Here is a 20,433-nt window from a genome sequence, read left to right on the forward strand (position 1 = left end):
AACATGCATTAAAGTGCTTTACATGGGGTTGACGATGCACTATTGTTCAAAAAACAAGTTTTGCATCGTCCAGTCAGGAGACGCCCCATGTCCGCAGCAGAAACCGCAATCGCGCCAGTCGACTACCGCACCGATCCCTCGCAGTACAAGCATTGGAAGCTGAGTTTCAACGGTCCCGTCGCGACCCTCGGCATCGACATCGCCGAGGACGGCGGCATCCGTGACGGCTACAAGCTGAAGCTGAATTCATACGACCTCGGCGTCGATATCGAACTGCACGACGCGATACAGCGCATCCGCTTCGAGCATCCCGAAGTCAAAACGGTGGTGCTGACGAGCCTGAAGGACCGCGTGTTCTGCTCGGGCGCGAACATCTTCATGCTGGGTCTGTCCACGCATGCGTGGAAGGTCAACTTCTGCAAGTTCACCAACGAAACGCGCAACGGTCTCGAAGACTCGTCGCGTCATTCAGGTCTGAAGTTTCTCGCTGCCGTGAACGGTGCGTGTGCCGGTGGCGGTTATGAACTCGCGCTTGCTTGCGACGAAATCTATCTGGTGGATGACCGCTCGTCGTCGGTGTCGCTGCCGGAGGTGCCACTGCTGGGCGTGCTGCCGGGCACGGGCGGCCTGACGCGCGTCACCGATAAACGCAAGGTGCGTCACGATCGCGCGGACATCTTCTGTACGGTGGTTGAAGGCATTCGCGGTGAACGGGCGAAAGCATGGCGTCTCGTGGATGAAGTCGTGAAGCCGAATCAGTTCGACCAAACGATCCAGGCACGCGCGCTCGAACTCGCCGAACAAAGCGATCGTCCGTCGGACGCGCAAGGCGTGGTGCTCACGCGGATCGGACGCACCGACCGCGAAGACGGCCTGACTTATAAAACGCTCGACATTACGATCGATCGTGCGAAGCGCATCGCAACCTTCACCGCGAAAGCTCCACAAGCCGGAGAACCCACCGATATCGACGCGATCGTTGCCGCCGGCACGAGCTGGTGGCCGCTGCAGTTCGCCCGCGAACTCGACGACGCGATCCTGTCGATGCGCACCAACGAGCTCGAGATCGGCACCTGGGTCTTCAAGACCGAAGGCGATGCCCGTAACCTGCTCGCCATCGACGCTACGCTGTTGCAGCACAAGGACCACTGGTTCGTGCGCGAGACCATCGGCATGTTGCGCCGCACGCTGGCGCGTATCGACGTGTCGTCGCGTTCGCTGTTCGCGCTGATCGAACCGGGCTCGTGCTTTGCAGGCACTTTCGCGGAACTCGCGTTCGCGGCCGACCGCAGCTATATGGCGGCACTGCCGAGCAACGAAGACGAAGAACCGGCGATTACGCTGTCGGAAGTCAACTTCGGTCTCTATCCGATGGTCACGCATCAATCGCGCCTCGCTCGCCGCTTCTATGAAGAAGTCGAACCGCTCGACGCGGTGCGTTCGAAGATCGGCCAGGCGATCAAGCCTGTTGAAGCCGAGCGTCTTGGCCTCGTGACTGCGTCGCCCGACGATATCGATTGGGCCGACGAAATCCGCATCGCGCTCGAAGAACGCGCGGCGATGTCGCCGGATGCATTGACCGGTCTGGAAGCGAATCTGCGCTTCAACGGCCCGGAAACGATGGAGACGCGTATTTTCGGGCGTCTCACCGTATGGCAGAACTGGATCTTCAACCGGCCGAACGCAGTGGGCGAGAAGGGCGCGCTCAAGGTGTACGGCAAGGGCAGCAAGGCGCAATTCGACGTCTCGCGCGTTTGATTCTTTTCGACGCGACGCAATGTAACTGAACGCAGCGCCACCTGCCTGATACGCGCCTCTCATCCGCAAGCTCTGTATTCCGACCAAGGAACCGACCATGTCAACGATCAACTACAGCGAAAAGATTCCGAACAACGTCAATCTCGCCGACGACCGCGCATTGCAACGCGCACTCGAACAGTGGCAGCCGAATTTTCTGTCGTGGTGGGGCGATATGGGCCCGGAAGGCTCGCATGGCTATGACGTGTATCTGCGCACGGCGGTGAGCGTCGACGCGGGCGGTTGGGCGCATTTCGATCACGTGAAGATGCCGGACTATCGCTGGGGCATTTTTCTCACGCCCGGCGAGCAGGATCGCAAGATTCATTTCGGCGAGCACAAGGGAGAGGCTGCGTGGCAGGACGTGCCCGGCGAGCATCGTGCGAATCTGCGCCGCATCATCGTCACGCAAGGCGATACAGAACCGGCTTCGGTCGAGCAGCAACGGCATCTGGGTTTGACCGCACCGTCGATGTACGACATGCGCAACCTGTTTCAGGTGAACGTGGAAGAAGGCCGTCACCTGTGGGCGATGGTGTATCTGCTACATCGCTACTTTGGCCGCGACGGTCGCGAGGAAGCCGAAGCATTGCTCGGCCGCCGTTCGGGCGACGAAGACAATCCGCGCATTCTCGGCGCCTTCAATGAGAAAACGCCGGACTGGCTCGCGTTCTACATGTTCACGTACTTTACCGACCGCGACGGCAAGTTCCAGTTGTCGGCACTTGCCGAGTCGGGTTTCGATCCGCTTGCGCGCACCACGAAATTCATGCTGACCGAAGAAGCGCATCACATGTTCGTCGGCGAATCGGGCGTGTCGCGTGTGATTCAGCGCACTGCGCAAGTGATGAATGAACTGGGCACGGACGACGTCGCGAAGATTCGCGCGGCCGGCGTGATCGATCTGCCGACCATCCAGCGTTATCTGAACTTCCATTACTCGGTGACGATCGATCTGTTCGGCGCCGATCATTCATCGAATGCGGCTACGTTCTATAGCTCGGGCCTGAAGGGTCGCTATGAAGAGAACAAGCGCGACGACGATCATCAATTGAACGGACAAAGCTACAAGCTGCTCGACGTGCAGGACGGCAAACTGGTCGAGCGCGAAGTGCCGATGCTCAACGCCATGAATGAAGTGCTGCGCGACGACTACATTAAAGATTCGGTGGCAGGCGTCGGCCGCTGGAACAAGGTGCTCGAAAAGGCCGGCATCGATTTCCGCATGACGGTACCGCATAAAGCGTTCAACCGGCAGATCGGCACGTTTGCCGGTACCCGTGTGTCGCCGGATGGCCGCGTGATCAGCGAGACCGAATGGGCCGCCAATGAAGCGAAGTGGCTCGCCACGCCGGAAGATCGCGCGTATGTCTCTTCGTTGATGGGCCGCGTCACCGAGCCCGGCAAGTTCGCGAACTGGATTGCGCCGCCGGCAATGGGCGTGAACCGTCAACCGGTCGATTTCGAATACGTGCGCTTTAACTGAGTACGGCGATTAAAAACGTGTGGCGTGCGGCGTCGTATTCGCACGAATATAGGGTGGAGGAAGTCATGAACGGCCCAGTATCGATCGAAGTTCTCAGGCAGCATCTGATCGATCCGGAAATCTGCATTCGCTGCAATACCTGCGAAGAGACTTGCCCGGTCGATGCGATCACGCACGACGAGAACAATTATGTGGTCAAGGCGGATGTCTGCAACGGCTGCATGGCATGCGTGCCGCCGTGTCCGACCGGCGCGATCGATAACTGGCGCACCGTGCTGAAAGCCGATGCGTATTCCATCGACGAACAGTTCAAATGGGACGTGCTGCCCGAGCAGAACACGATGGCCGTGCCGGCGCCGGAAGATGCCGCGGCAGGATCGTCAGGCGATGCGCCGGCAGACGCGAGCGGTATTGAAGTCGATATCGTGCGCGGGTCGGTCGTGCCACCGTGGTCAGCTGCGAAACCGTACGTGAATCTCTACACGCACAAGGCGCCAACTACCGCGACGGTGGTCGGCAACTACCGGCTCACCGACGGCTCGACCGATAGCGACATCCATCACATCGTGCTCGATTTCGGTTCGATGCCTTTTCCTGTGCTGGAGGGCCAGTCGATCGGCATCCTGCCGCCGGGAGCGACCGCGGACGGCCGCACGCATCACGCACGGCAGTATTCGATCGCGAGCCCGCGCGACGGCGAACGGCCCGGATATAACAACGTCTCTCTCACCGTGAAGCGCGTTTCCCAGCAGCACGGCGACGCGCTCGATGGGATCTGCTCGAATTATCTGTGCGATCTGAAGAAGGGCGACGTAGTGAGCGTGATCGGCCCGTTCGGCGGCACCTTTCTGATGCCGAATCATCCGAACTCGCATCTGCTGATGATTTGCACGGGCACCGGCTCAGCGCCGATGCGCGCGATGACCGAGTATCGCAGGCGGCGTCGTCTGAAAGGCGCGACCGGCAAGCTGATGTTGTTCTTCGGCGCGCGTACGAAAGAAGAGTTGCCGTACTTCGGGCCGCTGACGAATCTGCCCAAGGATTTCATCGACACGAATCTGGCGTTTTCGCGCACGCCGGGGCAGGCCAAGCGCTACGTGCAGGACGCGATGCGCGAGCGCGCGGGCGACGTCGCGCACATGCTCAAGGACGACAACACGCATATCTACGTGTGCGGCTTGAAGGGTATGGAAGACGGCGTGCTGCAGGCGCTCAAGGAAATCGGCGAACAGCACCAGCTCGATTGGGAAGCGTTATGGATGAAGTTGAAGCGGGAAGGGCGGCTGCATCTGGAGACGTATTGATCGATTAGCTTCCGGCCGGGAGTGGGCCCGCATGTTTGCGGGCCGTGCGGCTCTTACCAGACCGTTTTAACGTGCGGATACGCGCGAATCTTTTCGTCCTTTGTCACTAGCGGTACGGCAAACTTGCGTGCGGTCGCGACGATCATCCTGTCGGCGGGGTCCTTATGGAACTCACCTGGAAGATCGACGGACTTCGTTGCGATTTCTACATCGACAGGTACAAAGCGTACCGCTTCGATGGCCGAGACAGTAGCGAGCCAACTGCTGACATCCATCGAGAGTAGGAGCCTTTCTCGCTCCACCAGCATGGCTATTTCCCATGCGGAAATAGCCGACACGATGATTTCCCCGCCGGCCATTTCGTGCGCGATGGCAGTCTTTGCTTTCTTGCTTAACGTCGGATCGCCGGTGACCCACCAGACCAGAGTATGGGTGTCCAGGACGATCACTGCGTCGCCTCCCAGTCGTCTTCTCCGATGGGAGCGGTGGGATTGTCGTAACGCACGACCGAGCCGCGTAGCACGTCGAGCGGACTGCGTTCTACACCGCGATAGGGCCGCACTTCAAGCGCCGGCTTGCCATGGTCAGTGACGATCAAGCTTTCGCCGGACGCCTCCACTTGCCGGAACAATTCGAGCGCCTTGGCCTTGAATTCGGACTTCGATACCAGATTGCCTTGCACAATAGCTCCTATAGTCAGTTGCCTATAGTCATTATTGTACTCCAAAATGACCACTTAGATGCAGTCATTGGTCTGCTGATCCTTTCGCTTTCCCCTGCGCCGGCGACACCGCCCCACACGCCCGAATCACCAACTGCACGACTTCCTCCGTCGTCGCTTCAAACGCTTTCTGCGTCAGCGCGCGCTTGCCTTTAAGCGCGCGAATCTGCGCGTCAAAGTCGGCGTAATGCTGCGTAGTCGCCCAGATCATGTACATCAGCGTTTGTGCATTCACCGGCGCCAGCAGCCCGCGCGCGATCCAATCGTCGATGACCTTCACCCGGCTGTCCAGCCATGGCTTCACGCGCCCCGTGAGAATGTCCTCCATATGCTCCGCGCCGTGGATGATCTCGCTCGCCCACACCTTCGAGCCTAATGGCCTGCGGCGTGACAACTCCATTTTCGCGCGTACGTATCCGCCTATCGCCTCGACCGGATCGTCGCTGCATTCGAACGTATCCGCCGCGCGGTGCCAGTCTTCGAACAGGTCTTCCAGCACACGCCGGTACAACGCGAGTTTTGTCGGGAAGTAGTAATGCAGGTTAGCTTTCGGTAAGCCTGCGCGTTCCGCGATCATCGCCGTACTGGTTCCGTCGAGGCCACGTTCTGCGAAAACCGCTTCGGCGCACGCCAATAAATGCGCTTCATTCGACTCGCGAATGTGCGCCTTGCGCCGCCGCAAAGGTGCGCGAGTTTCGTCCTGTGTCTCGTCGTTTTCCGTGATGTCGGCAGCCACGTTGTTGTCTCTCATGTTGGCCTTCATCGGCATGTGTGCCGCGTCGCGCTTCATTCTAGTCGTTTGAGCGCGGATGGACACGCGCATTCGAGGCCGTCGAAAAATGCGTGCTGCAGTGCAATGGCACGCTTCTCGCTATGTTTCCCACCGTACGAAAGGGATTGATTTGGCGGGCTTAATCGTCTACAACCTGTCCAACTGGACAGGATTGAGATAGCGGGCGATGCCCCAGGGTTTGCCCTCTGATGAAGAGGCAATCGAAGGCATCGAGTGTGCACCGCCGCCGTGCGGCTATGCCCCAAAACCCGCCGCCCCTGCACCAGTTTCATGTCGATTCACCGAAAGGAGCGAGACGAATGAACGCGGTATCCGAAGCGCTGAAGCACGCAGAACCCGCAACGTCGATCAGGGTCGACGGTAAGCGGCTGTGGGACAGCCTGATGACGATGGCGAAGATCGGCGCGACGCCCAAAGGCGGCGTCTGCCGGCTGGCGCTGACCGACCTCGATAAACAGGGGCGCGACCTGATCGTCAGTTGGGCGAAGGAAGCGGGTTGCACGGTCAGTGTCGATCAGATGGGCAATGTGTTCATGCGCCGCGCCGGGCGCAACCCCGATGCGTTGCCGGTCATGACTGGCTCGCACGCGGATTCGCAGCCGACCGGCGGTCGTTTCGACGGCATCTACGGCGTGCTCGGCGGACTCGAAGTGATCCGTAGTCTGAACGATCACGGCATCGAGACCGAGCATCCGGTTGAAGTGGTGATCTGGACCAACGAGGAAGGCTCGCGCTTCGCACCGGCAATGGTTGCATCGGGTGTGTTCGCCGGCGTTTTCACGCTGGACTACGGCCTCTCGCGCAAGGACGTGGACGGCAAGACTATCGGCGAGGAACTCAAACGCATCGGCTATGCGGGCGATCTTCCGTGCGGTGGCCGCCCCTTGCATGCCGCGTTCGAATTGCACATCGAACAAGGGCCGATTCTCGAAGCCGAGCAAAAAACCATTGGCGTGGTGACCGATGCGCAAGGTCAGCGCTGGTACGAAATCACACTGACGGGGCAAGAGGCGCATGCGGGTCCGACGCCGATGCCGCGCCGTCGCGATGCTTTGCTCGGGGCCGCGCGCGTAGTCGATCTGGTCAATCGCATCGGGCTGGATCACGCGCCGTTCGGCTGCGCGACGGTCGGCATGATGCAGGTCTATCCGAACTCGCGCAATGTGATTCCGGGTCGCGTGTTCTTTACCGTCGACTTCCGTCATCCGGATGACGCCGTGCTTGCGAAGATGGATGCCGCGTTGCGCGAGGGCGTGGCGAAAATCACGAGCGGTATCGGTCTGGAAACCGAACTTGAGCAGATCTTTTACTACGCGCCAGTCGCTTTCGACGAAGCCTGCGTGAAGTCCGTGCGCGCCGCGGCCGAACGCTTCGGCTATTCGCATCGCAACATGGTGTCCGGTGCGGGACACGACGCCTGCTATCTGTCGCAGGTCGCGCCGACTTCAATGGTGTTCGTGCCGTGCGTCGACGGAATCAGTCACAACGAGATCGAGGACGCCACCTTCGAATGGATCGAAGCGGGCGCTAACGTCTTGTTGCACGCCATGCTCGGACGAGCGTGCGAGCCGGTTTCATAACGCTTTAGCGGTAGCGGTTGTGGTTGTGGTTGTGGTTGTGGTTGCGGTTGATTCACCAGCCTCACCGTAGTGCCCATAAAACATGCCGCCCCGGCTCCGCTTCAGCGTAGCCGGCGGGACCGGCTACGTCCTCACATTGAAGAAGGAACGTGTATGGCCATCAAGCAAACCGGCGATATTGCGGCTCAGCGCCTATCGGCCGATCAACTCTCGTGCGAGTTCTCCGATATCGCGCCGTTGCTCGACGCGAGTGCCGCGGCCGCGGCAGCGAGCCGTTGTCATTACTGTTACGACGCGCCGTGCGTGAACGCGTGTCCGACGCAGATCGACATTCCCAGTTTCATTCGCAAGATCAGCAACGGCAATCTGAAGGGCGCGGCCGTCGACATTCTGTCGGCGAATCCGATGGGCGGCATGTGCGCGCGCGTTTGCCCGACCGAGATTCTTTGCGAAGGTGCTTGCGTGCGCAACCATCAGGATGCGAAGCCGGTGGCGATCGGCGCGTTGCAACGTCATGCGACCGATTGGGCGATGACGCGCGGCGAAGCGCTGTTCAAGCGAGCTGCTGAAACGGGGCGGCATGTCGCTGTGGTCGGTGCCGGACCGGCCGGACTTGCGTGTGCGCATCGGCTTGCATTGGCCGGCCACAACGTGACCATTTATGACGCCCACGAAAAAGCGGGCGGTCTGAACGAATACGGCATCGCTGCCTATAAAACCGTCGACGATTTTGCGCAGCGCGAAGTGGCGTGGCTGTGCTCGATCGGCGGCATCGAGATCCGGCACGGCATCGCGCTTGGACGTGACGTGGATCTCGACGCGCTGCGGAAGCAATACGATGCGGTCTTCCTCGCGATCGGTCTCACGGGCGTGCGCGCATTGGCGATGGAAGGCGAGGACCTGAGCGGCGTGATGAACGCAGTGGATTTCATCGAACAGGTGCGCACCGCGAGCGACTTCGGCACGGTGCCGGTGGGCCGCCGGGTCGTCGTGATCGGTGGCGGCAATACGGCAGTGGACGCCGCTGTGCAAAGCCACAAACTTGGCGCGACGTCGGTGACGATGGTGTATCGACGCGGCGTCGAGTCGATGAGCGCAACGTGGGCTGAGCGCGATTTCGCGCAGACCAACGGCGTCACGCTCGTCACGCACGCAACGCCGGTGCGTTTGATTGGAGAAGGCGGCGTGGTCACAGGTGTCGAATTCGAACGCACATCAAGCGATGGCACTCAGGAGCGCTTCGTGGTCGAGGCCGACATGGTGCTCAAGGCAATCGGGCAGACGCTGGTGCCGGTCGGAATCGAGCGCGAACTGTTGACGCTGGATGGCAGCCGTATCGCGGTCGATGCAAACGGACAAACCTCGCTGCCAGGCGTGTGGGCAGGTGGCGATTGCGCGGCGACGGATGGGATCGAACTGACGGTACAAGCGGTGCAGGACGGCAAGATCGCCGCTGCCGCGATTGACGCGCAGTTCGCCCGCACAGCGGTTAAAGCCGCGTAAGACCGCATAAAGCCGCTTAAGCCACGCATCAAACCAAGATAAAACAGCAGTCCCCAAGGAGCCGAACATGGCCGATCTGCGCTGTACGATTGCCGGCATTACGTCGCCGAATCCCTTCTGGCTCGCCTCTGCGCCGCCGACCGACAAAGCCTATAACGTGAACCGCGCGTTCGAAGCGGGCTGGGGCGGGGTCGTGTGGAAGACATTGGGCCTCGACCCGCATGTAGTGAACGTCAGCTCGCGTTATGGCGCAGTGCAATGGAACGGCCAGCGCATCGCTGGCCTGAACAACATCGAACTGATCACCGACCGTCCGCTCGACATCAACCTTAAAGAAATCACGCAAGTCAAACGCGACTGGCCGGACCGCGCGATGATCGTTTCGCTGATGGTGCCGTGCAACGAGCGCGACTGGAAATGGATTTTGCCGCTCGTCGAAGACACCGGCGCAGATGCGGTCGAACTGAATTTCGGCTGCCCGCATGGCATGAGCGAGCGTGGCATGGGCGCGGCGGTGGGCCAGGTGCCCGAGTACATCGAAATGGTCACGCGCTGGGTCAAGGAAGGCACGAAGCTGCCGTGCCTCGTCAAACTTACGCCGAATATCAGCGACATCCGCCTCGGTTCGCGTGCTGCCTATAAGGGCGGCGCGGACGGCGTGTCGCTGATCAATACCATCAACTCGATCGTCGCGGTGGATCTCGACGCGATGTCGCCATTGCCGATGGTCGACGGCAAAGGCACGCACGGCGGCTATTGCGGTCCGGCGGTCAAGCCGATCGCGCTGAACATGGTGGCTGAAATTGCGCGCGACGTGGAAACACCGAATCTGCCGATTTCCGGCATCGGCGGCATTTCGACGTGGCGCGATGCGGCCGAATTCATGGTGCTTGGTGCGGGCAGCGTGCAGGTCTGCACGGCGGCGATGCACTACGGATTCCGTATCGTCTCCGATCTTGCCGATGGCCTTTCGAACTGGATGGACGAAAAAGGCTACGCGACGCTAGACGATTTTCGAGGTCGCGCCGTGCCGAACGTCACCGACTGGAAGTACCTGAACCTCAAATACGACATCAAGGCACGCATCGATCAGGACAAGTGCATCCAGTGCGGCCTCTGCCATATCGCGTGCGAAGACACCGCTCACCAGGCGATTATGAAAGAAAAAGATGGCGTCCGGCATTTTGAAGTGATGGACTCCGAATGTGTCGGCTGTAATCTGTGCATGCATGTGTGCCCGGTCGAGCAGTGCATCACGATGGAGCGTGTGGACAGTGGCGAGTACGCGAACTGGACCACGCATCCGAACAACCCCGCGCGGGTGGATGCCGGTGAGAACGGCACGTCGGACGCAGTTGAAACCGCCGAGCATGCACACGCGCACGCACATGCAGCAAAAGCAGCCTGAAACATGAGCTACCTGTAGGAAAGGAAACGAAGCGCTTGTACTGAACCTATAGTTTTCCCCAGGGCCCTGACGCGCCGCCAGAAGCCGCGCGGGCCTCAACGATCAGTGGAGATCTTTCGATGAAGCAAACAGCGCAACCCGTCGATCCGCAGTTTGCGGCCGGCGCGCAGGGCAGCAGTCTTTACAACGATGACCTTGCGCCGACCGGCGTCGCCCAGCGCACGTGGAGGTGGTATCACTTTGCCGCGCTCTGGGTCGGGATGGTGATGAACATCGCGTCATACATGCTCGCGGCCGGTTTGACGGAGGAGGGCATGTCGCCGTGGCAGGCGGTGGCGACCGTGCTGCTCGGCAATCTGATCGTGCTGGTGCCGATGCTGCTGATCGGGCATGCGGGCGCGAAGCACGGTATTCCGTATGCGGTGCTGGTGCGTTCCTCCTTCGGCACGCAAGGTGCGAAACTGCCGGCGATGCTGCGGGCAATCGTCGCGTGCGGCTGGTACGGTATTCAGACATGGCTTGGCGGCAGCGCGATCTACACGCTGCTGAACATTCTGACCGGTAACGCGCTGCACGGCGCGGCCTTGCCGTTCCTGGACATCTCGCTCGCGCAGCTCGCGTGTTTCCTCGTGTTCTGGGCGCTGCAGATTTACTTCATTGTGCACGGCACCGATTCGATTCGCTGGCTCGAAAGCTGGTCCGCGCCGATCAAGATCGTGATGTGTATCGCGCTGGTGTGGTGGGCCACCTCGAAGGCGGGCGGACTCGGCTCGATGCTGTCGGCACCGTCGCAATTCGTGACTGGCGGCAAGAAGGAGGGCATGTTCTGGGCGACCTTCTGGCCCGGCCTCACGGCCATGGTGGGTTTCTGGGCGACGCTCGCGCTGAATATTCCCGACTTCACCCGCTTTGCGAAAACGCAGCGCGATCAGATCATCGGCCAGTCAGTGGGCTTGCCGATTCCGATGGCGCTGCTCTCGGTCATCTCGGTGGTGGTGACGTCGGCGACCGTGGTGATCTACGGCAAGGCGATCTGGGACCCGATCGACCTGACGAGCCGCATGACCGGCATCGGCGTCGGCCTTGCGTTGATCATCCTGACGCTGGATACGATGTGCTGCAATCTGGCGGCGAATCTCGTCGGCCCGGCTTATGACTTTTCGAGCCTTTGGCCGAAGGGTATTTCGTATCGAGTCGGCGGCATGATTACCGCGACCATCGCCATTGTGATGATGCCGTGGAAGATTCTCGCCACCACGCAGGGCTATATTTTCACGTGGCTGGTCGGCTACTCGGCTTTGCTCGGTCCGGTGGCGGGCATTCTGATGGTCGACTACTTCCTGATTCGCGGCACACGGCTCGACCCGCGTGAACTGTTCGACGAGCATGGCGAGTACAGCTACACCGGCGGCTGGAATATCGGCGCGGTGGTGGCGCTCGTGATCGGCGTGCTACCGAATCTGCCCGGCTTTTTGCATACCGCGTTTCCGGCATCGTTCCCGAATGTGCCGGCGATTTTCAACACACTCTATACCTATGCCTGGTTTGTCGGACTCGCGTTGGCGTCGATCGTATATAGCGCGTGGATGAAGCTGAGCAAGGGACCGAGTGCGCGTGTGGCGAGTGCCTGAGTGTGCATGAGCCACGCACGAAGCGAACGAAGTACGTAGCACCGAAACCAGCAGTTCATAAGGAGGCGGCACCATGACGACCCTGATTCGCGGCGGCACGATTATCGACGCGGAGAACACGTATCGTGCGGACGTGTTGTGTGCGGACCCGCAGGACGGCGGCACGATCCTGCAGATCGGCGCGGACCTGGCAGCGCCGGCGGGCGCCACGATCGTGGATGCGGGCGGGCAGTATGTGATGCCCGGCGGCATCGATCCGCATACGCACATGGAATTGCCGTTCATGGGCACAACAGCCAGCGACGATTTCTATACCGGTACGGCCGCGGGTTTATCCGGAGGTACGACCAGCATCATCGACTTCGTGATTCCGAGTCCGAAGCAATCGTTGATGGAGGCGTTCCAGGCGTGGCGCGGTTGGGCTGAAAAGGCTTCGGCAGACTATGGCTTTCACGTTGCGGTGACGTGGTGGGACGATTCCGTCTATCGCGACATGGGCACGCTGGTGCACGAACACGGCGTGTCGAGTTTCAAGCACTTCATGGCCTACAAGAACGCGATCATGGCCGATGACGAAGTGCTGGTGAACAGCTTCTCGCGTTCGCTCGAACTCGGCGCGCTGCCTACCGTGCATGCGGAAAACGGTGAACTGGTGTTTCAGTTGCAGCGTCAGTTGCTTGCAAAAGGCTTTACGGGTCCGGAGGCGCATCCGCTGTCGCGGCCGCCGGAAGTGGAGGGCGAGGCTGCCAATCGCGCGATCCGCATTGCACAGGTGCTGGGCGTGCCGGTGTATATCGTCCACGTGTCAGCGAAAGATGCGGTGGACGCGATTGCGCGTGCCCGCAGCGAGGGCCTTCGCGTGTTCGGCGAAGTACTGCCGGGCCATCTGGTGATCGACGAAGCGGTGTATCGCGATCCCGACTGGACCCGCGCCGCAGCGCATGTGATGAGCCCGCCGTTCCGTTCCGCGGAGCATCGCGAGGCATTGTGGCGGGGCCTGCAAGCGGGCCAATTGCACACAACCGCGACCGACCACTGCGTGTTCTGCGCATCGCAGAAGGCCATGGGTCGCGAGGACTTTACGAAGATCCCGAACGGCTGCGGCGGCGTCGAAGATCGTATGGCCGTGCTTTGGCATCACGGTGTGAATTCCGGGCGTCTCACGCCGAACGAATTCGTACGCATTACCTCGACCAACGCCGCGCAGATTTTCAACCTGTATCCGCGTAAAGGTGCAGTACAGGTGGGCGCGGATGCCGACCTGGTCGTGTGGGATCCGCAGGCAAGTAAAATGATTTCGGTGAAGACGCATCATCAGAAGGTCGACTTCAACGTGTTCGAAGGGATGACGGTGCAGGGCGTGGCGATGCATACTCTCACGCGCGGCGCGCTGGCATGGACCGATGGCGAACTGCGGGCGGTGCGTGGCGCAGGGCGTTATCTGAAGCGTCCGCCGAATCCCGCTTACTTCGATGCGATCCGGGTGGCCAACAAGCGCAAGGAGCCGCATCCGGTAGAGCGGTAAGCTGTTTGCAATCTGACGGGCGGCCTTGCAGTGCCGCCCGCGCCGACTATTTTTCAACGCCGCGCATTCGCCGTGGCGATACCCCTCCCGCGTTTTCCCTGATGGCGCCCGGCACGTGTTCCGTGGTGCGATGCATGCCGCGTCTGCCCTATCTGCTGTAGGGGCGAATTCAACGTTGTATGAACCACCTTGGCTGTCCGCTTAGCACGCAAGCGCATATTGATCGGAAACCTGATCCTTTGTAAAAACGCAGACCGTTTGCTACAGTCCGCCCACTCTGCCGGGCCCGACCGCTGGCGGAATGCCGCACACAAACCATGCAACTGACGTAGCAAACTTTACGGAGCCACCTGATGAAGTCGATTCGTTCCATTCTGCTGATCGCGCTGCTGCAAGCGGTGACCCTGAGCCCGGCCTTCGCTGCTGACGAGCTCGCGCAGATCAAGTCCGCGGGCGTGTTCAAGATCGGCACCGAAGGCACCTACGCACCGTTCACGTACCACGATGAATCCGGCAAGCTGACCGGCTTCGACGTCGACATCGGCACAGCCATCGCGCAACGGCTGGGCGTCAAGCCGCAATTCGTCGAAGGTAAATGGGACGGCCTGATTGCCGGTCTCGATGTGAACCGCTACGACGCGGTGATCAATGAAGTCGCCGTCACCGACGCGCGCAAGGCGAAATACGATTTCTCGGACCCGTACATCACTTCGCATGCGGCGCTGATCGTGCGTTCGGACGACAATTCGATCAAGACGTTCGACGACCTGAAGGGCAAGAAGTCTGCGAATACGCTGACCAGCAACTTCGGCAAGATCGCGGCCGCGCATGGTGCGGAGGTGATTCCCGTGCAGGGCTTCAACGAATCGGTCGACCTGTTGACTGCGGGCCGCGTCGATGCGACCGTCAACGATTCGCTGTCGTTCCTCGACTTCAAGAAGCACAAGCCGGACGCGAAGGTGAAGATCGCCGCGCTCGATACGTCGGCGGACAGCAGCGACAAGTCCGCGGTGCTGATCCGCAAGGGCAGTCCCGAGTTGCAGGCGGCGATCAACAAGGCGCTCGCCGACATGAGGAAAGACGGCACGTACTTGAAGATCTCGCAGAAGTACTTTGGTAAAGACGTTTCCCAATAAGCGTCACGTGCGAGTCTGAATCATGCCAGCATGGTTGCATCTGATGGCGCAGTCGCTGTGGCCCCTCCTGTATGCGGGGCTTGTATTTACCGTTCCGCTCACATTGGCATCGTTCGCCATTGGGATTGTCGTGGCGTTTATTGTTGCGCTGGTCAGGCTATTCGGCCCGCGGTGGGCGGTAGCGTGCGTGCGCTTCTACGTGTGGCTGTTTCGCGGCTCGCCGTTGCTGGTGCAACTGTTTGTGATTTTCTACGGACTACCGAACGTGGGCATCGTGCTCGACCCGCTGACGGCGGCGATCATTGGGTTTTCGCTGAATGTCGGCGCGTATAACTCGGAGGTGATACGCGGCGTGATCGAGTCGATTCCGAAGGGGCAATGGGAAGCGGCGTACTCGATGGGCATGACGCGTGAACAGGCGCTGCGCCGCGCGATCCTGCCGCAAGCGGCGCGTGTTGCGCTGCCGCCGCTCTCGAACTCGTTCATTGCGTTGGTGAAGGACACATCGCTCGCCGCGGTACTGACGGTGCCCGAGGTGTTCCAGGCGGCACAGCGGATCGCGTCGGTGACGTATGAACCTTTGATTCTGTACACCGAGGCGGCACTGGTTTATCTCGTGTTCAGTTCGGTATTGTCGTCGGCGCAAGTCCGGCTCGAGCGCAAGTTCGGCCGTCACGCACTTTTCCATGCGAGCAACTGATGATTCGACTGGAAAAAATCGACAAGTACTTCGGCGAGAATCGGGTGTTGAGTTCGGTGGACCTGCAACTCGCGCCGGGCAACGTCACTGCGCTGATTGGCCCGTCCGGCAGCGGCAAGAGTACGCTTTTGCGTTGCGTGAATCTGCTGGAAATCCCGGAGGCCGGATCACTTGAAGTTGGCGACCAGCGCCTCGAATTCAGCCGCGATCACAAGCCACCGCGCGAGGAGGTGCTGACGATTCGCCGCCGCACCGGCATGGTGTTCCAGAATTTCCAGTTGTTTCCGCATTTGACGGTGCGGCAGAACGTCATGGAAGGCTTGCTGACCGTACTGAAGTGGGACAAGGAAAGAGCGCGCGTACGTGCAGACGAATTACTTGAGAAAGTCGGCATCGCACACAAAGCCGACGCATGGCCCGCGACGCTTTCCGGCGGCCAGCAGCAACGCGTAGCGATTGCGCGGGCGCTGGCGCCGTCGCCGGAAGTGTTGTTATGCGACGAGCCCACTTCGGCACTGGATCCCGGACTGGCTGCGGAGGTGGTGGACGTCCTCAAGCAGCTTGCTACGGAGGGCATGACGATGTTGATGGCGACACATGATTTGCGTCTTGCCGCGACGATTGCGCGAGACGTGGTGTTTCTGAACAACGGCGTGGTGGTCGAGGCGGGCCCATCGCGCGACATTTTCATGCAACCACGCGAACCGGAAACAGAGCGCTTCGTATCGACGCTGACACACAGCTTGCCGGATGCATGGACAGAGCAGGGCTGACCTGAGAGAAGATAAGACGGGAACAAAAACCGGTCTGTCGACAGCCAGCGGCGCAGCGAAAAAGAAGAGGGGCGCGGAAGCGCCCCGCAAAAAAATAAACGACAGACAAAAAATAGACCACTGGTTTGCTAGCAGACTCTTCCGACGAGCACGCAGTGCGAGTCGGGAGGTATGACACCTTTGTCACTCACGCCGAATGTGCGAGAACACAGATTCCAGATGCACCACTACCTGCTCCAAGCCAGGGGACCCGCTTAAGAATTAGCGGTGTGAAGCCGCTTTCTTTGCTTATCTTTCTTTGCGGCGGCAAAGAAAGTGAGTGCCGCCCCGCACAGGGGCGACGCTAATAAACCGCTAACAAATCAGGAAGAGGCCAAAGACCTCATACAGCCACACTCTCCGCGTCATCGCTCAACGCAACTTCAAAAAACCGCCCCTGCGCGTCAACATTAACCCGCGCATAAGCGCGATTAACGCCGCTGATCACAGCCCGAATAGAAGCCGTCACCAGATTGGCATCAATCCCAACCCCAAACGCACTCCCGGCGACATCAGCCCCAGCCATCTCGGCAACAGCCACAGCGCGAGCATCAGCCCCTTGAGTCAAAGCCCGCTCTTCATAATGCTGAATCCGCACCGGCACCCCGATCGCATGCATCAACGCATCAAGCGGCCCATTCCCTTCACCGTTCAGCACGCGCCGCGAGCCATCAATCTCGACAGTGAGCTTGATATGTTCACGCCCATCGCGCTCAGACAGACTATGTCCAACATAGTGAATCGGCGCAGCACTGTGCACATACTCCTGCTGGAACAATTCCCAGATCTGCGAGGGCGTAACTTCCTGACCACTAGAGTCAGTAAACCGCTGCACAGCAGAACTAAAATCAACTTGCAAGCGCCGCGGCAAGACCACCCCATAACCCTGCTCGAGCAAATAAGCAATCCCGCCCTTACCAGACTGACTATTCACACGAATAACTGAATCATAAGTCCGCCCGAGATCGCTCGGATCGATCGGCATATACGGCACTTCCCAGATAGCATCCGGCTTCTGCACAGCAAAACCCTTCTTGATCGCATCCTGATGCGAACCGGAGAACGCGGTGAACACGAGATCACCGACATACGGATGACGCGGATGCACCGGCAACTGCGTGCATTCCTCTGCGGTACGCGCGACTTCATTGATATTCGAAAAGTCGAGTTCAGGATCGACACCCTGCGTGTACAAATTCAACGCAAGCGTCACGAGATCGACGTTGCCGGTGCGTTCGCCATTGCCGAACAAACACCCTTCGACACGATCCGCTCCCGCCATCACCGCCAGTTCCGCCGCGGCCACCGCAGTGCCCCGATCGTTATGCGGATGCACTGAAACGATCAACGAATCGCGACGCGCGAGATTGCGATGCATCCATTCGATCTGGTCCGCGTAAACATTCGGCGTAGCCATTTCCACAGTAGCGGGCAGGTTCACGATCGCTTTATGGTCGGGCGTCGGTTGCCAGATATCGAACACGGCGTCGCACACTTCCTTGGCGAATTCGAGTTCGGTGCCGCTGAACACTTCCGGGCTGTATTGCAGGGTGAAATGCGTTTCCGGCGCGGCATCGGCGAGACGCTTCATCGTACGCGCGGCGTTTTGCGCGAGTTCTTTCACGCCACTTTTTTCGAGGCCGAACACGATGCGACGGAATTCCGGCGCGGTGGCGTTGTACAGGTGGACGATGGCGCGCGGCACGCCACGCAAGGATTCGAAGGTGCGTTCGATCAGGTCGTCGCGGGCTTGCGTCAACACTTCGATCGTGACGTCGTCGGGGATATGGCCGCCTTCGATCAACTCGCGTACGAAATTGAAATCGGTTTGCGAGGCAGAAGGAAATGCGACTTCAATTTCCTTGAAGCCGATCTGCACCAGCGTCTTGAACATGCGCATCTTGCGTTGCGCGTTCATCGGCTCGAACAACGCTTGATTGCCGTCGCGCAGGTCGGTACTCATCCAGATCGGCGCGCGCGTGATGACACGTGACGGCCACTGGCGGTCCGTCAAATTGATGGGCTTGAACGAGCGATACTTGGTAGCAGGGTTCTTCAACATTTTCATCATCCTTGGGATCGATCAACCTGGTGTCGACCGGACGACGAAAAGACAAAGCATGGCCGCCGGTCGAAAACCGGGGCTGGGTCGGTTACTGGGGAATTGAGCGGTGCTTCGGGTGTTTCAGACGGAAGCGCGCAGCAGCAGACCTAGCCCGGTAGAGCGGGCTAGTAGTAGCGATAGGATGGTCTGGGCGCGGTACATAGTGCGTAATAGGAACATATTATTGGGACCGCGTCAAGCGCGGTGCGGTGAAGAACGCGCCGACTGGCGGGGCTTAGCGCTGCCGGGGCGCGCTGGAACCCGAGCTGGTCATGGCCGTCATCTAGGTTTCACGAAACGCAACGTCATGCGGTCCGATTCGCCGATCGCTGCGTATTTCGCCCGATCGACTTCGTGGCCTTCATACGTGGGCGGCAGCGACCACACGCCGTTCGGATAATTTTTCGTGTCGCGCGGATTGCTGTTCACCTCGCTTTGGCCCGCCAATTCGAAACCTGCCGCGCGCGCGTGTTCGATGACATAGGCTTCGGTCACATAGCCGGTGTCGATGGTCTGCTGCAGGGACGTGCCCGGCGCCGCGCGATGTTCCTCGACACCGAGGATGCCGCCCGGTTTAAGCGCCGCGTAGAAGGCGCGCAGGTTCGCGTCGATCTCGCCGTCCTTGATCCAGTTGTGGATGTTGCGGAAGGTCAGCACCTGGTCGACGCTGCCATCGGCCGGAAAGCCACTGAAGCGGCCCGCTCGCAGCGTGCCGACCACCACATTGCCATAGACAGCCGGCGTGGCCACCAGTTTGCGCGCGAATGACGCCCGGCCAGCCTGCTCCTCCGCCGCCGACGCGGCGTCCGGACTCTCGTATTGCGCCTCGTACAGCGTCCCGTGGTCATGCAGATAGAGCGCGAGTATTTCCGTGTACCAGCCACCACCCGGCGCGATCTCCAGCACGGTTTGCGACGACGCCACGCCAAAGAATTGCAGCGTTTCTTTCGGATGGCGGTAGACATCGCGTGCGCGGGCCTTGTCGCTGCGCTGGGGCCCGGAAATTGCGGCATCGAGCGCGGCAGAATCGGCCGCCGTGGGAGAGGTCGACGCCGTCGGGGCGGCGCAGGCGGCCAGCAGCAGCGCCGCGCTCAGCGCCGCGAGCGTGGAACGCAGCGCGCGGGCTTGGGGAGTGGGGTGGGTGTTCATGGCACCCATTATCGGGCGCGATCCGCCTGGAAAGAAATCGCCAATCCGCATAACGATATGCGCCTGCGGTATTTGCTGCGTCCCGGTGGCGTCGGTCAGCGCACGATGCCGATCCGTCAGCCCGTAAGCTACAATTGCCGACGGCTTGAAAAACGGAACATCAATGAAGATTCGGATTCTCTCTATCGCCTGCGTCACGACCGCCGCCACGCTGCTGGCGGCCTGCACGGCCGTCTACAAGAACTCGGATGCATGCGAGCAGTTGATGCGAAGCAAGCTGGCTGAAACGTCGTCGCCGGATACGCTGAAGATCGCTCATACGGGCGCCGGTATTGACGGTTCGCGGGTGGTCGTCGAAGGCTCGATCGAGCACGTGGTGACAGCGTCGGAGGTTGCAGCTGCATCGGCGGCATCTGCGGCAGCTTCCGCCGCGCAGGTGGCGAAGGCGCCGCGCTCGGCTTCGGGCGTGCGCGCGGCATCCGCGGTGTCGGTGGCTTCCTCGGCTTCGGACGCTGCGGCTGCGTCAGGTGTGACGGCCGAAGGGGCTTCGGGTGCTATGGCCGCTTCGGCGAGCCTCGCTGGGTCGGGCGTCGACGCAACTTCGCTCAAATCGGCCAAGCCGAAGAAGACCACCACAGCGGCTGCCGCCGAGTGCACGTTCCACGGCTCGGCGCTGAGCGTATTCAGCTGGTTGGCGCCGGCAAAGCTCGCCAAACCGGTCGATGAAGCCGGCGAAGCCACCGAGTAGCAATTTCCGTTGCGCCTGTTGCCGCCGGCTAGCGCC

At 60.5% G+C, this 20,433-nt stretch carries 17 protein-coding genes; 12 read left to right on the forward strand and 5 right to left on the reverse strand.

The window, feature by feature from the left end; genetic code table 11:
• The first annotated feature begins 87 nt into the window (after positions 1-87).
• From boxC to boxA, 3 genes are all read left to right on the forward strand, one after another.
• A complete protein-coding gene (gene boxC, locus GNZ13_RS10095) occupies positions 88-1,758 on the forward strand; it encodes a 2,3-epoxybenzoyl-CoA dihydrolase (protein ID WP_172163016.1) in 1,671 nt (556 codons plus the stop codon).
• Positions 1,759-1,855: 97 nt separating this feature from the next.
• Positions 1,856-3,283: a benzoyl-CoA 2,3-epoxidase subunit BoxB gene (gene boxB, locus GNZ13_RS10100; RefSeq protein ID WP_172163019.1), complete on the forward strand. Its 1,428-nt coding sequence runs from the start codon at positions 1,856-1,858 to the stop codon at positions 3,281-3,283.
• A gap of 65 nt (positions 3,284-3,348) precedes the next feature.
• On the forward strand, positions 3,349-4,587 hold the full coding sequence (gene boxA, locus GNZ13_RS10105) for a benzoyl-CoA 2,3-epoxidase subunit BoxA (protein WP_172163022.1): 1,239 nt from the start codon (positions 3,349-3,351) through the stop codon (positions 4,585-4,587).
• Positions 4,588-4,640: 53 nt separating this feature from the next.
• Here boxA and GNZ13_RS10110 read toward each other — a convergent pair whose 3' ends face one another.
• From GNZ13_RS10110 to GNZ13_RS10120, 3 genes are all read right to left on the reverse strand, one after another.
• Entirely contained in the window at positions 4,641-5,036 is a 396-nt protein-coding gene (locus tag GNZ13_RS10110; RefSeq protein ID WP_172163025.1) for a type II toxin-antitoxin system VapC family toxin, read from the reverse strand.
• On the reverse strand, positions 5,033-5,269 hold the full coding sequence (locus tag GNZ13_RS10115; RefSeq protein WP_172163028.1) for a type II toxin-antitoxin system Phd/YefM family antitoxin: 237 nt from the start codon (positions 5,267-5,269) through the stop codon (positions 5,033-5,035). Before GNZ13_RS10115 ends, GNZ13_RS10110 begins: the two co-directional genes overlap by 4 nt.
• Positions 5,270-5,333: 64 nt before the next feature.
• Positions 5,334-6,098: a TetR/AcrR family transcriptional regulator gene (locus GNZ13_RS10120; RefSeq protein ID WP_172163031.1), complete on the reverse strand. Its 765-nt coding sequence runs from the start codon at positions 6,096-6,098 to the stop codon at positions 5,334-5,336.
• A 302-nt stretch (positions 6,099-6,400) separates the two neighbouring features.
• On the opposite strand from GNZ13_RS10120, the gene GNZ13_RS10125 reads away from it, so the two are divergent.
• From GNZ13_RS10125 to GNZ13_RS10160, 8 genes are all read left to right on the forward strand, one after another.
• Entirely contained in the window at positions 6,401-7,681 is a 1,281-nt protein-coding gene (locus tag GNZ13_RS10125) for a Zn-dependent hydrolase (RefSeq protein WP_172163034.1), read from the forward strand.
• Positions 7,682-7,834: 153 nt separating this feature from the next.
• Positions 7,835-9,184 carry an NAD(P)-dependent oxidoreductase gene (locus GNZ13_RS10130; protein WP_172163037.1) on the forward strand — a complete coding sequence of 450 codons (1,350 nt, stop codon included), beginning with the start codon at positions 7,835-7,837 and terminating at the stop codon, positions 9,182-9,184.
• 67 nt (positions 9,185-9,251) lie between these two features.
• Positions 9,252-10,592, forward strand: a complete 1,341-nt coding sequence (gene preA / locus GNZ13_RS10135; RefSeq protein ID WP_172163040.1) for an NAD-dependent dihydropyrimidine dehydrogenase subunit PreA — start codon at positions 9,252-9,254, stop codon at positions 10,590-10,592.
• Positions 10,593-10,711: 119 nt separating this feature from the next.
• Entirely contained in the window at positions 10,712-12,223 is a 1,512-nt protein-coding gene (locus tag GNZ13_RS10140; protein WP_172163043.1) for an NCS1 family nucleobase:cation symporter-1, read from the forward strand.
• 73 nt (positions 12,224-12,296) lie between these two features.
• On the forward strand, positions 12,297-13,748 hold the full coding sequence (gene hydA, locus GNZ13_RS10145) for a dihydropyrimidinase (RefSeq protein WP_172163046.1): 1,452 nt from the start codon (positions 12,297-12,299) through the stop codon (positions 13,746-13,748).
• Between the two features lie 353 nt (positions 13,749-14,101).
• Complete coding sequence (locus GNZ13_RS10150) at positions 14,102-14,884, forward strand: amino acid ABC transporter substrate-binding protein (RefSeq protein ID WP_172163049.1); 783 nt, start codon at positions 14,102-14,104, stop codon at positions 14,882-14,884.
• A 22-nt stretch (positions 14,885-14,906) separates the two neighbouring features.
• Entirely contained in the window at positions 14,907-15,584 is a 678-nt protein-coding gene (locus GNZ13_RS10155) for an amino acid ABC transporter permease (RefSeq protein ID WP_172163052.1), read from the forward strand.
• A complete protein-coding gene (locus GNZ13_RS10160) occupies positions 15,584-16,357 on the forward strand; it encodes an amino acid ABC transporter ATP-binding protein (RefSeq protein WP_172163055.1) in 774 nt (257 codons plus the stop codon). The genes GNZ13_RS10155 and GNZ13_RS10160 overlap by 1 nt, the downstream gene beginning before the upstream one ends.
• A 382-nt stretch (positions 16,358-16,739) precedes the next feature.
• Here GNZ13_RS10160 and leuA read toward each other — a convergent pair whose 3' ends face one another.
• Together leuA and GNZ13_RS10170 are read right to left on the reverse strand one after the other, a co-directional pair.
• On the reverse strand, positions 16,740-18,458 hold the full coding sequence (gene leuA / locus GNZ13_RS10165; RefSeq protein ID WP_172163058.1) for a 2-isopropylmalate synthase: 1,719 nt from the start codon (positions 18,456-18,458) through the stop codon (positions 16,740-16,742).
• Between the two features lie 321 nt (positions 18,459-18,779).
• Positions 18,780-19,658 (reverse strand): class I SAM-dependent methyltransferase, encoded by an 879-nt coding sequence (locus tag GNZ13_RS10170; protein WP_172163061.1) that lies wholly within the window; start codon positions 19,656-19,658, stop codon positions 18,780-18,782.
• Positions 19,659-19,812: 154 nt separating this feature from the next.
• On the opposite strand from GNZ13_RS10170, the gene GNZ13_RS10175 reads away from it, so the two are divergent.
• Complete coding sequence (locus GNZ13_RS10175) at positions 19,813-20,397, forward strand: hypothetical protein (RefSeq protein WP_172163064.1); 585 nt, start codon at positions 19,813-19,815, stop codon at positions 20,395-20,397.
• Positions 20,398-20,433: the final 36 nt, after the last annotated feature.

This window comes from Paraburkholderia elongata (assembly GCF_013177735.1).
Classification (GTDB): Bacteria; Pseudomonadota; Gammaproteobacteria; order Burkholderiales; family Burkholderiaceae; genus Paraburkholderia; species Paraburkholderia elongata.

Coding starts and splice junctions, on each gene's coding strand:
- GNZ13_RS10140 (WP_172163043.1), top strand. CDS start 10,712: ATGAAGCAAACAGCGCAACCCGTCGATCCGCAGTTTGCGGCCGGCGCG.
- GNZ13_RS10170 (WP_172163061.1), bottom strand. CDS start 19,658: ATGGGTGCCATGAACACCCACCCCACTCCCCAAGCCCGCGCGCTGCGT.
- GNZ13_RS10125 (WP_172163034.1), top strand. CDS start 6,401: ATGAACGCGGTATCCGAAGCGCTGAAGCACGCAGAACCCGCAACGTCG.
- boxB (WP_172163019.1), top strand. CDS start 1,856: ATGTCAACGATCAACTACAGCGAAAAGATTCCGAACAACGTCAATCTC.
- leuA (WP_172163058.1), bottom strand. CDS start 18,458: ATGTTGAAGAACCCTGCTACCAAGTATCGCTCGTTCAAGCCCATCAAT.
- GNZ13_RS10130 (WP_172163037.1), top strand. CDS start 7,835: ATGGCCATCAAGCAAACCGGCGATATTGCGGCTCAGCGCCTATCGGCC.
- hydA (WP_172163046.1), top strand. CDS start 12,297: ATGACGACCCTGATTCGCGGCGGCACGATTATCGACGCGGAGAACACG.
- boxA (WP_172163022.1), top strand. CDS start 3,349: ATGAACGGCCCAGTATCGATCGAAGTTCTCAGGCAGCATCTGATCGAT.
- boxC (WP_172163016.1), top strand. CDS start 88: ATGTCCGCAGCAGAAACCGCAATCGCGCCAGTCGACTACCGCACCGAT.
- GNZ13_RS10150 (WP_172163049.1), top strand. CDS start 14,102: ATGAAGTCGATTCGTTCCATTCTGCTGATCGCGCTGCTGCAAGCGGTG.
- GNZ13_RS10155 (WP_172163052.1), top strand. CDS start 14,907: ATGCCAGCATGGTTGCATCTGATGGCGCAGTCGCTGTGGCCCCTCCTG.
- preA (WP_172163040.1), top strand. CDS start 9,252: ATGGCCGATCTGCGCTGTACGATTGCCGGCATTACGTCGCCGAATCCC.
- GNZ13_RS10160 (WP_172163055.1), top strand. CDS start 15,584: ATGATTCGACTGGAAAAAATCGACAAGTACTTCGGCGAGAATCGGGTG.
- GNZ13_RS10120 (WP_172163031.1), bottom strand. CDS start 6,098: ATGAAGCGCGACGCGGCACACATGCCGATGAAGGCCAACATGAGAGAC.
- GNZ13_RS10175 (WP_172163064.1), top strand. CDS start 19,813: ATGAAGATTCGGATTCTCTCTATCGCCTGCGTCACGACCGCCGCCACG.